The organism is Streptomyces sp. NPDC001502 (assembly GCF_042894785.1).
Lineage (GTDB): Bacteria > Actinomycetota > Actinomycetes > Streptomycetales > Streptomycetaceae > Streptomyces > Streptomyces kutzneri.
In genome coordinates, this window is sequence record NZ_JBIAVW010000030.1 from 26875 (window position 1) to 37397 (window position 10523).

12 protein-coding genes are annotated in these 10523 nt (G+C 73.2%); 9 read left to right on the forward strand and 3 right to left on the reverse strand.

The annotated features are described in order from the left end of the window. Nucleotides 1-24: 24 nt before the first annotated feature. A complete protein-coding gene (locus tag ACFY0D_RS35520; RefSeq protein ID WP_390802041.1) occupies nucleotides 25-396 on the reverse strand; it encodes an ArsC/Spx/MgsR family protein in 372 nt (123 codons plus the stop codon). 107 nt (nucleotides 397-503) lie between these two features. On the opposite strand from ACFY0D_RS35520, the gene ACFY0D_RS35525 reads away from it, so the two are divergent. Beyond that, nucleotides 504-755 (forward strand): hypothetical protein, encoded by a 252-nt coding sequence (locus tag ACFY0D_RS35525; RefSeq protein ID WP_030012991.1) that lies wholly within the window; start codon nucleotides 504-506, stop codon nucleotides 753-755. Nucleotides 756-896: 141 nt separating this feature from the next. Here the strand turns inward: ACFY0D_RS35525 and ACFY0D_RS35530 are convergent, their stop codons facing one another. After that, nucleotides 897-1988, reverse strand: a complete 1092-nt coding sequence (locus tag ACFY0D_RS35530) for a PP2C family protein-serine/threonine phosphatase (protein WP_390802042.1) — start codon at nucleotides 1986-1988, stop codon at nucleotides 897-899. A 134-nt stretch (nucleotides 1989-2122) separates the two neighbouring features. Between ACFY0D_RS35530 and ACFY0D_RS35535 the strand changes: the two genes are divergently transcribed. The 3 genes from ACFY0D_RS35535 (at nucleotide 2123) to ACFY0D_RS35545 (ending at nucleotide 5288) form a co-directional block, all read left to right on the forward strand. Next, the gene (locus tag ACFY0D_RS35535) at nucleotides 2123-2932 is read left to right on the forward strand and encodes a VIT family protein (protein ID WP_390802087.1); all 810 of its coding nucleotides are present in this window, start codon (nucleotides 2123-2125) and stop codon (nucleotides 2930-2932) included. 40 nt (nucleotides 2933-2972) lie between these two features. Further along, nucleotides 2973-3860, forward strand: a complete 888-nt coding sequence (locus ACFY0D_RS35540) for a TIGR01777 family oxidoreductase (RefSeq protein ID WP_390802043.1) — start codon at nucleotides 2973-2975, stop codon at nucleotides 3858-3860. A gap of 156 nt (nucleotides 3861-4016) precedes the next feature. Beyond that, nucleotides 4017-5288 (forward strand): NAD(P)/FAD-dependent oxidoreductase, encoded by a 1272-nt coding sequence (locus ACFY0D_RS35545; protein ID WP_390802044.1) that lies wholly within the window; start codon nucleotides 4017-4019, stop codon nucleotides 5286-5288. A 97-nt stretch (nucleotides 5289-5385) separates the two neighbouring features. On the opposite strand, the gene ACFY0D_RS35550 is transcribed toward ACFY0D_RS35545, so the two are convergent. Then, a complete protein-coding gene (locus tag ACFY0D_RS35550) occupies nucleotides 5386-6825 on the reverse strand; it encodes a regulator (protein ID WP_390802045.1) in 1440 nt (479 codons plus the stop codon). 173 nt (nucleotides 6826-6998) lie between these two features. On the opposite strand from ACFY0D_RS35550, the gene ACFY0D_RS35555 reads away from it, so the two are divergent. From ACFY0D_RS35555 to ACFY0D_RS35575, 5 genes are all read left to right on the forward strand, one after another. After that, on the forward strand, nucleotides 6999-7331 hold the full coding sequence (locus tag ACFY0D_RS35555; RefSeq protein WP_390802046.1) for a hypothetical protein: 333 nt from the start codon (nucleotides 6999-7001) through the stop codon (nucleotides 7329-7331). A 76-nt stretch (nucleotides 7332-7407) separates the two neighbouring features. Beyond that, nucleotides 7408-8199, forward strand: coding sequence for a lipoyl(octanoyl) transferase LipB (gene lipB, locus ACFY0D_RS35560; protein WP_390802047.1), 792 nt, complete (start codon nucleotides 7408-7410; stop codon nucleotides 8197-8199). Nucleotides 8200-8326: 127 nt separating this feature from the next. Further along, nucleotides 8327-9274 carry a lipoyl synthase gene (gene lipA / locus ACFY0D_RS35565; RefSeq protein ID WP_351162895.1) on the forward strand — a complete coding sequence of 316 codons (948 nt, stop codon included), beginning with the start codon at nucleotides 8327-8329 and terminating at the stop codon, nucleotides 9272-9274. A 222-nt stretch (nucleotides 9275-9496) separates the two neighbouring features. Then, complete coding sequence (locus tag ACFY0D_RS35570) at nucleotides 9497-9694, forward strand: hypothetical protein (RefSeq protein ID WP_030010916.1); 198 nt, start codon at nucleotides 9497-9499, stop codon at nucleotides 9692-9694. Between the two features lie 10 nt (nucleotides 9695-9704). Further along, nucleotides 9705-10403, forward strand: coding sequence for a DUF4191 domain-containing protein (locus ACFY0D_RS35575; RefSeq protein WP_390802048.1), 699 nt, complete (start codon nucleotides 9705-9707; stop codon nucleotides 10401-10403). Nucleotides 10404-10523 lie beyond the last annotated feature (120 nt).

A 10523-nucleotide genomic window follows, 5' to 3' on the forward strand; every position in this document is an offset into this window, starting at 1 on the left:
GTCGGGCCGGGCTCGCGGCGTCCCCTAGCCCTTGCGGGACAGGGCCTCGCGGACGGCCTCCTCGGAGCGGCCGACCACGGCCGTGCCGTCTTCGGCGGTGATGATCGGGCGCTGGATGAGCTTCGGGTGAGCGGCCAGGTGGGCGATCCAGAGCCCGCGCGCCGCGTCGGTCTCCTCGCGCGGCAGGTCTCGTACGCCGGTCTCCTTGGCCAGGGGGTCGGAGGTGCGCGTGATGTCCCACGGCTCCAGCCCGAGCCGGCCGAGCACCTCGCGGATCTCGTCCTCGGAGGGCACGTCCTCCAGGTAGCGACGCACCGTGTAGTCGGTGCCCTCAGCGTCCAGCAGGGTCAGGGCGCTGCGGCACTTGGAACAGGCGGGATTGATCCAGATCTCCATGGCCGCAACCCTACCCAGGGTTGGTCTGGCCAGGGGCTTTTGTCAGTGGTCCCCGGTAAAATCGAGGAAGAACGACAGGAAGCCAACTACCGTTTGGGAGGCTGTAGATGGCCACTGCCACCACCGTCCAGCACGTCAAGAAGAAGCCGCTGCCGGCGGGGCTGCCCCGCGAGTGGTACGAGAGCCACAACCGCCGTCTGAAGGCGATGCGGCTGGCGATATCCCTGCTCGACTCGGGGACGTACGACGCCCGCCGTGCCACCAACCGGAAGATCCGGACGATGGCCGTCCGGACGGGGATCCACCGGCCGTCGAACGTCACCTGCAAGATGGTGCGCGCGTTCATCATGGAGTCGTAGGCGCGGCAGGCCGCGGGCCTCAGGCGTCGGTTTTCGGTGGTCAGTTGCCGGTCGTGGTCGCCACGGCCGGCACTCACCGCATGACAGGGGCTCCGGTCGGCCGAGCGCGGCCGGCCGGGACCCGGGGCCGCCCGGCAGGGCCTATGCCGCCGGCTCCCGTCCGTCCAGGGACAGCAGCAACAGGGCCACGTCGTCGTTCGGGCCGCCCTTCGTGAAGGCCGCGAGGTCCCGCCACACCGCCCCGAGCAGGCCCGCCGGGTCCCGCGCCAGTACGGGTACCCGGGCGGCCAGCGGATAGAAGTGCCCCGTCGCGTCGCGGGCCTCCGTCACGCCGTCCGTGTGCAACAGCAGCTGGTCCCCGGGGCGCACCGCCAGCTCCGTCACCAGCGGCGGGGCCGGACCGGCGAGCCCCAGGCCCAGGGGCGGCCCCGGCTCGACGATCACCTCCTCCACCACCGATCCGCGGACCCGCAGGGCCGACGGATGCCCGCACGACACGATGCGTACGACGTCCAGCCCGGGCGGGAATTCCAGCAGCACGGCCGTGGCGAACAGCTCCGGATGCTCGACCGACGCGGCCGCCGCGTCCGCCACCAGCCGCCGGTCCAGCCGGGCCGCGACCGCGCCCAGCCCGGCATCGTCGATCACGGCCTCGCGGAAGGCCCCGAGCAGTGCCCCCACCGTGGCGACCGCCGCCAGTCCGTGTCCCTGGACGTCGCCGACCAGCGCCCGTACCCCGTACGGCCCGGCCCGTACGTCGTACAGGTCGCCGCCGACCAGCGTGCCGCGCTGTGCCGCCCGGTACAGGCCCGAGCAGCGCACCGGACCCACCCGTTCCGGCACCGGCGGGAGGACCGCGAGCTGGGCCGCCTCCGCCACCGTCCGCACGCTGACGAGCTGCGCGTCCCGGCGCTGGCGGACCCAGGCGATCACCACGCTGAGCACCCCGACGACGGCCACCGTGGCCAGGTCCGTCCCCCGGGCATGGGCGACGCCGATGTCGTGCACCCCCAGCAGCAGCAGGACGATGGCGGCGAAGATCGCGGTCCCGGCCGCCCCGTACGCGAACGCCGCCACTGGGGGCAGGCCCGCCAGGAAGAAGCCCAGCTCGACGTCGGTCGTGAGCGCCTGCGCGAGGACGAGCGCCACGAGCGCCACCGCGGGCGCGATCCGGGCCCAGCGCGGCGGTGGCTCGCCGCGCAGCCCGCCCGGCTCATCGCGTACGCGTCTCACCCCTCCACCCTGGTACGGGGGCCGGGCCCGCGCACCCCGGACCGGCCCGCCGGGTGGCCTCGTACGCCCCGGGCCGCGACAGTGGGGGCGTGACGGCAAGCGAAGGCGCGGGGAAACGGCCCACCCAGGCACACATCGAGGCGCACGGCGAGGGCGACGGCTCGCAGAGCGCGGAGATCAGCACGCGGCTCAACTGGCTGCGCGCGGGTGTGCTCGGCGCCAACGACGGGATCATCTCCACCGCGGGCCTGGTGGTCGGCATGGCGGGGGCCACCACCTCGCGCGCGGCGATCCTCGCGGCGGGCGTCGCCGGGCTGCTGGCGGGCTCGCTGTCGATGGCGGCGGGGGAGTACGTCTCCGTCAGCTCCCAGCGGGACTCGGAACGGGCGGCGCTCGACCTGGAACGCCGGGAACTGGCCGAGGAGCCGGAGGCGGAGCTCGACGAACTCACCGACCTGCTCGCCGAGCGGGGGCTCAGCCGGGACGTGGCGCGGGAGGCCGCCGAGCAGCTGACGGAGCGGGACGCGCTGCGGGCCCATGCCCGGGTGGAGCTCGGGATCAACCCCGACGAGCTCGCCAACCCGTGGCACGCGGCCTTCGCCAGCCTTGTCGCCTTCACGGTGGGAGCGCTGCTGCCGCTGCTGGCGATCATCCTGCCGGGGCCGTCGCAGCGGGTGCCGGTGACGGTGGTGGCGGTGCTGGCGGCGCTGACGCTGTGCGGGGTGATCAGTGCGCGGCTGGGCGGGGCGCCGCTGCCGAGGGCGGTCGCCCGCAACGTGCTGGGCGGCGCCCTGGCGATGGCGGTGACCTACGCGGTCGGCACCGGGCGGGGCCCGGCCGCCGGCCGGGGGCCCCCCCCCGCCCCCCGCCCCCCCCCGGGGGGGGGGGGGGGACCCCCCCCCCCGCGGGGGTTGGCGGCGCGGGCGCGGAGCGCCGTGTGGTGACGTCCGCGGAGCCAGCGCAGCGACCCGGCAGGATGGGGGCATGCGGATTGCTGTCACCGGGGCGACCGGGCTCATCGGAAGTGCACTCGTGCGGTCCCTGCGGGCGGACCGGCACGAGGTGGTGCGGTTCGTGCGGCGGGAGCCCGTCGGGGCGGACGAGGCGCGGTGGGATCCGGCGCGCGGGTACGTGGACCCTGCCGGGCTGGCCGGCTGCGGGGCCGTCGTGCACCTGGCCGGGGCCGGGGTCGGGGACCACCGGTGGACCGCCGCGTACAAGAGGGAGATCCGCGACAGCCGGGTGCTCGGCACCGCCGCGCTCGCGCAGGCCCTCGCCGACCTCGACGAGCCGCCCGCCGTCATGGTCAGCGGTTCGGCCGTCGGCTACTACGGGGACACCGGTGACCGGGCCGTCGACGAGAGCGCCCCGGCCGGGCAGGGGTTCCTGCCCTCGGTCTGCGTGGAGTGGGAGGCGGCCGCCGCCCCCGCCCAGGAGGCCGGGATCCGGACCGCGTTCGCCCGTACCGGACTGGTCGTCGCCCGCGAGGGCGGGGCCTGGGGGCGGATGTTCCCGATCTTCCGCGCCGGCATCGGCGGCCGGCTCGGCAACGGCCGCCAGTACTGGTCGTACATCTCCCTCCGGGACGAGATCGCGGCCCTGCGGCACATCATCGACACCCCGGGCCTGTCCGGCCCGGTCAACCTGACCGCCCCGGAGCCGCTGACCAACCGCCAGGTCACCGAGGCCATGGCCCGGGTGCTGCGCCGGCCCGCGCTGCTGCCCGTACCGGCCGTGGCCCTGCGCGTCGTACTGGGCGAGTTCTCCGGGGACGTGCTGGGCAGTCAGCGCGCCCGCCCCGCCCGGCTGCTGGAGTCCGGCTTCGTCTTCCGCGACCCCGGCATCGAGCAGGCGATCCGCGCCGCGCTCTGAGATCCGCGTGCGACCACCGTGCGACCGTTCGTGACCCACATGCGACCGCTGTGCGACCGGAGTTGACCGCAATACCCCGCCGAACTCGGGTTCCCCTTTAACCGGTTGGGGGAAGGAGGATCCCCACACAGCCGCGCCGACCTCGGGGAGGGGCACGTGCTCAGCAGCGCACACCATGCCGCACACCATGCGGACGTCGTCATCGTAGGAGCCGGAGTCTCAGGACTCGCGGCAGCGCAGCACCTGATCGCGGCCGGAGTCACGGTCACCGTCCTGGAAGCCGCGGACGACCCCGGCGGGCGGATGGCCACCGAGTCCGCCGACGGGTTCCGGCTGGACCGGATCGGCCAACTGCTCAACACCGCGTACACGGAGCTCGAACGCACCCCCGGCCTGCGGGCCCTGACCCTGCGCCCCTTCACACCGGGCGTCCTCGTCCACACCGACGGGAAACAGCTTCGGGTCGGGGTCCTCACCCCGGCCCGGGCCCTGGCCAGCGGCTCCCTCGACCAGGCCCGGATCAGCGCCGCCCTCGGCCGGCTCGCCACCCTGCCCGAGGAGAAGCTGCTCGCCCGTCCCGAACGCACCGCGCACGCCGCACTGCGCTCCCGCGGGCTGCCCGCGCGCACCCTGAACGGAGCGCTCCGCCCCCTGCTCGCCACCCTGCTGCGCGACCCGGAACTCACCACCTCCAGCCGGGTCGCCGACCTCGCCCTGCGCACCTTCGCCCGCGGCCGCCTCGCCGTGCCCGAGGGCGGCGCGGCGGCCCTGCCCGACCTGCTCGCCGCCGCCCTGCCGCCCGGCACCGTACGGACCGGGGTCCGGGTCCGGTCGGTGGCGACCAACCTGGTCACCACCGAGGAGCACGGCGACTTCCGCTGCCGTTCCGTCCTCCTGGCCACCGGGGCCCGCGCCGCCGCCGAACTCCTGCCCGGCCTGCGCGTGCCCGCCTTCCACGAGGTCACCGTCCTGCACCACGCCACCACCGCACCCCTGTCCCGGGACGGCTCGCTGCTCCTGGACGGGGACCCCAAGTGGCCCGTCTCCCACACAGCCGTGATGAGCGCGGTCGACCCGACCCGGGCCCCGGTCGGCCGGAGCCTGGTCACCACCACCGTGCTCGGCCCGCCGCCACCCGCGCGCGCGGTCGCCTCACGGCTGGCCCGGCTCTACGACACCCCCACCCGCGAGTGGGAACTGCTGGCCGTCCACCACACCCCGGAGGCGGTCCCCGCGATGCCCCCGCCGCACGACATGCGGCGCCCCGTACGGGTACTGGCCGGGCTGTACGTGTGCGGCGACCACCGCGACACCAACACCGTCCAAGGGGCCCTGCACTCGGCCCGCCGCGCCGCCGGCGCCCTCCTGCGCGACTTCGGAATCCCGCTCCCGGTCGCCCCGGAGCCCGCACTTCCGGTGGCGGCCTGAGAACCACCACCGACACAGGGGCCCGGTCCCGTCCCAGGACCGGGCCCCTGCCGCTTGTCCCGGGGGCGCTGCAGGACACGGCAAGACGCGGGGCGCTTCAGGACAGGGCGGCCACCCGGTCCCGGTAGGTCCGTACGGCCGAGGCGTCCCGGTACGGCTCCAGCCGCCGCTCGAAGTCCCGTACGTACTCCACCGCCCGCACCGACCGCATCTCCATCGCCTGCTGCGCCGCCTCCGCGCCCAGCGCGCACGCCTGGTCCAGCTCGCCCAGCCCCAGCCGGGCCGTGGCCAGCACCACCCGGCAGAACAGCCGGGAGCGCGCGTACGCCGGTCCCCGCAGCTGCAGGGACCGCTCCGCGTGCTGCGCCGAGGCCCGGTACTGCTGGAGGTCCCGGTGGCAGTGCCCGAACTCGTCCGCCAGCTGCGCCTCGTCGTAGAACCGGGCCCAGTGCGGTACGTCGTCCCCCGGCCGGGCCGCGCCCAGCGCGCGCTCGGCCCGCACCAGGGAGGCGGTCGACGCCCGGACCTCGCCGAGCACCGCGTGTCCGCGTGCCTCCGCCGAGTGGAGCAGCGCCTGGACCACGGGCGGCGGGCCGGAGCCGACGCCCTGCTGGGCCACCCGGGCCAGTTGCACGGCCTCGCGGCCGTGGCCGAGGTAGACCGCCTGCCGGCTCATGGTGACCAGGACGTAGGAGCCGTAGGGACGGTCCGCGGCCGCCTGCGCGAGCCGGAGCGCCTGGACGAAGTACCGCTGGGCGAGCCCGTGCGCAGCGATGTCGTAGGAGGTCCAGCCCGCGAGCCGGGTCAGATCGGCGGCGGCCGAGAACAGCCGCCGCCCGGTGGTCTCCCCGTAGGTCCCGCGGAGCATCGGTTCGGCCTCGTGCTCCAGGTAGCGCACCAGGGCCTGGCGGGCGTGCCCGCCGCCGTAGGCCTGGTCCAGGGTGCGGAACAGCTCGCTCACCGATCTCAGCGCCGCGATGTCCCCGCTGGTGACGCGCTGCCCGGGCCCGCGGTCGATCTGCCGCTGCCGGGGGACCGAGGCCCGCCCCTGCAGCGGGACGCGGGCCGCGGAGGGTTCCGCGCCCCGGCCGACCCGCTCGTCGGCCCGCCCGATCAGCCAGTCCCGGCTGGGCACGACCAGCCCGGCCGGAGTGAAGGCGATCTTCCGGAGCTCGGCGTGCGAACCGGAGTCCTTGCGCCACAGCCCGCTCGCGATGTCCACGGCCTCCTCCGGGGTGGCCGCGAACTCCAGCCCGGCGTACACGGGCGCGCAGGCGTCCAGACCCAGGTCCTGGGCGGAGAGCCGGCGTCCGAGGCGGCGGGTGAAGACCTCGGCGATCAGCGCGGGGGTGGTCCCGCGGGGCTGCTGCCCGCGCAGCCATCGGGTCACGGAGGTCTTGTCGTACCGCAGATCGAGACCGTGCTCCAGGCCGAGCTGGTCGACGCGGCGGGCGAGACCGGCGTTGGAGAACCCGGCTTCCGCGATCAGCGCCGCGAGCTGCCGGTTGGGGACGCGCTGGGCAGGTCGTTCCGTCATCGGCTCCACGGTTTCCTGACGTGACGGACCGGAGTCCCGGCCCTGTGAACGGCGTGAATGTAGCGGCGAACTTCGCCGATGCCGCCCTCTCTGCCCCACATTCATCCGATCGTGTGCAGAATGCGTAGGGCCCTTTACGGACCGGACCCCTCCGCCCGCGTACGCTGCGGCCCATGACCCCTCGGCCCCACGGGGCGCACCTCCCCGAGGAGCGAACCGAATCCACAGTCCCGCTGTCCCCGCCCGAACTGACCGAGGCGGAGTGCCGACGCTGCGGCACCTACATCGCGGGGCTCGACGGCCGGTACGCGTGCGGGGTGTGCGGCTGGGTCAACGACCACTCGGAGGGCCACCGGCGGCTGCCGCGCGCGGACGAGGACCCGGACCGGCCGCTCAAAGGGCGGCGCCGGCCGAAGCAGCTGCCGGGGCCTCCGCCGGAGCCCGCTTCCGAGCCCGCTTCCGAGCCCGTGCCGGGGCCCCCGCCGGAGCCCGTGCCGGGGTCCTGAAGGGGCTCGCACGGGTCGCCGTACTCTTGCTCAGTGAGGTACGTGCACACAGCAGGTTCAATGAGGAGGCGCTGCGGTGGCTGAGCTTGGGTTTGTCCATCTGGGCTTCGGACCGGAATCCGTCGAGTACACCCAGGCCTGGGAAGAACAGCGCAGGGTGCACGCGGCCCGCTTCGCGGACGAGATCGAGGACACCTGCCTGCTGCTGGAGCACCTGCCGGTCTACACGGCGGGCCGACGCACCGACCCCAGCGAGCGCCCGCTCGACGGCACCCCCGTCGTCGACGTGGACCGCGGCGGCAAGATCACCTGGCACGGCCCGGGCCAGCTGGTCGGCTACCCGATCATGAAGCTGCCCCGCCCCGTGGACGTCGTCGCCCACGTCCGCCGCCTCGAAGAGGCCCTGATCCGCACCGCCGCCGAGTTCGGCCTGGAGACCACCCGGGTCGAGGGCCGCTCCGGCGTCTGGGTCCTGGGCGACTCCGTCGAGGAGCGCCCCATGATCGGCGGCCTCTCGCTGGAGCTCGACCCCCGGCTTGCCGACGAGGAGTTCGACCCGCGGCTGAACGGCCCCGAATACGCCCCGTCCAACGCCGGCCAGCGCCGCGAGGACCGCAAGCTCGCCGCCATCGGCATCCGGGTCGCCAAGGGCGTCACGATGCACGGCTTCGCGATCAACGTGAACCCGGACAGCACCTGGTTCGACCGGATCATCCCCTGCGGTATCCGGGACGCCGGTGTGACCTCGCTCTCGTACGAACTGGGCCGGGAGATCACCATCGCCGAGGTCCTTCCGGTGGCCGAACGGCACCTGAAGGACGTACTGGAGCACGCGGAGCCGAAGCCCCGCGAGATAGAGCCGGCCTGACCGGCAAGACACCCCCTAGCCTCCGGGAATGAGACCGGCCGCCCGCAGGTTGGCCGACGTAAGAGCGTATGAAATTACGGGCGTACCCTGGTGGGCGCCGAACAATCGAAGTCACAGGGAGCCGGTCGTGTCCGCAGTCGCACCCGACGGACGCAAGATGCTGCGCCTGGAGGTCCGTAACGCCCAGACCCCCATCGAGCGCAAGCCCGAGTGGATCAAGACCCGGGCGAAGATGGGTCCCGAGTACACCAAGATGCAGGCCCTGGTGAAGGGCGAAGGACTGCACACGGTGTGCCAGGAAGCCGGTTGTCCGAACATCTACGAATGCTGGGAGGACCGCGAGGCCACCTTCCTCATCGGTGGTGACCAGTGCACGCGGCGCTGTGACTTCTGCCAGATCGACACGGGCAAGCCCGAGGCGCTGGACCGTGACGAGCCGCGGCGCGTCGGCGAGTCCGTGGTCACGATGGACCTGAACTACGCCACCATCACGGGCGTCGCGCGCGACGACCTGGCCGACGGCGGCGCCTGGCTGTACGCGGAGACCGTGCGCCAGATCCACCAGCAGACGGCGGGCCGCGAGTCCGGCCACACCAAGGTCGAGCTGCTGGCCCCCGACTTCAACGCGGTCCCGGAGCTGCTGGAGGAGGTCTTCGCCTCCCGCCCCGAGGTCTTCGCGCACAACGTCGAGACCGTGCCGCGCATCTTCAAGCGGATCCGCCCCGGCTTCCGCTACGAGCGCTCGCTCGACGTGATCACCAAGGCCCGCGCCTACGGCCTGGTGACCAAGTCGAACCTGATCCTCGGCATGGGCGAGGAGCGCGAGGAGGTCTCGCAGGCCCTGAAGGACCTGCACGAGGCCGGCTGCGAGCTCATCACCATCACCCAGTACCTGCGGCCCTCCCCGCGGCACCACCCCGTCGAGCGCTGGGTGAAGCCGGCCGAGTTCGTGGAGCTGGCGAAGGAGGCCGAGGAGATCGGCTACTCCGGCGTGATGTCCGGCCCGCTGGTCCGCTCGTCCTACCGTGCGGGTCGCCTCTACCAGCAGGCGATGGAGAAGCGCGCGAGCGTGTGAAGTCGCGCACAAAGCGTTACTAGTGGGTAACACCGCATCGACGCGGCCCCTAGGCTCTTTCCTGAGGAAGAGTCCGGCGGGCCGCGTCAGTGTTTGCAACGTGTCAATCACATTTGACCGACCGGTCACGCCCTGGTAACACCAGTCAGTGACGCTTGGTCCACGCACCGCACACACCGCTCGCCTCGCGCAGAGGCGAGCATCGTGAAAGGGATCGACATCATGCAGGCCGCGCCCGTACGCGCCATTGCCATCCCGACCCTCTCCGACGCCTTCCGGGGCATTGAGTCCCTGCTGATGAGCGGGGCCCGTCGCAACGCCTGGACGGCGGTCCTGGAGGACCGCAAGAGGGCCAAGGACCGGGTCGAAACCGAACATGTACTTGAGGCCGCGGCTACCCGAACCCCGCAGGCCACGTAAACTTCGCTTTATGGCGAGGAAGTCAAACGCAGAGACTGCTGCGAACCCCGGGCGACTGAAGCAGATCGCCCTGACGTACAAGATGACGCGCAAGGCGGACCCGAAGGTCGGTCTGATCGTCGCAGGCGTGGGCATCGTCACCTTCGGTGTCTTTCTCGCGATCGGCTTCCTGGTCGAGCATGAGCTCTACCTGGGCATCCTGGGATTCCTGGTGGCGTTCCTCGCGATGGCGATCGTCTTCGGACGGCGGGCCGAGCGGGCTGCCTTCGGGCAGATGGAAGGGCAGCCGGGAGCGGCCGCGGCCGTGCTGGACAACGTGGGACGGGGCTGGACGACCACCCCTGCCGTCGCGATGACCCGGCAGCAGGACATCGTTCACCGCGCCGTCGGCAAGGCCGGCGTCGTGCTGATCGCCGAGGGCAACCCGAACCGGGTGAAGCCGCTGCTCGCGAACGAGAAGAAGAAGCTGGCCCGGATCATGCCGGACGTGCCGGTGCACGACTTCATCGTGGGTACGGGCGAGGGCGAGGTGCCGCTCAAGAAGGTGCGCACCACCCTGCTCAAGCTGCCGCGCGTGCTGGCCGGCCCGCAGATCACCCAGGTCAACGACAAGCTGCGCGCCATGGGTGATCTCATGAGCAACATGCCGCTGCCGAAGGGCCCCATGCCGAAGGGCATGAAGATGCCGCGCGGCGGAAAGATGCGCTGACCAGGTCACCTGATTTTCGTATACGACACAGGGGTGGCCCCCCCGCCCGCGGGGGCGGGGGGGCCCCCCCGGGGGGGGCGGGGGGGCCCGGGGGGGGGCCCGAGTGGGCCCAGGACGGCG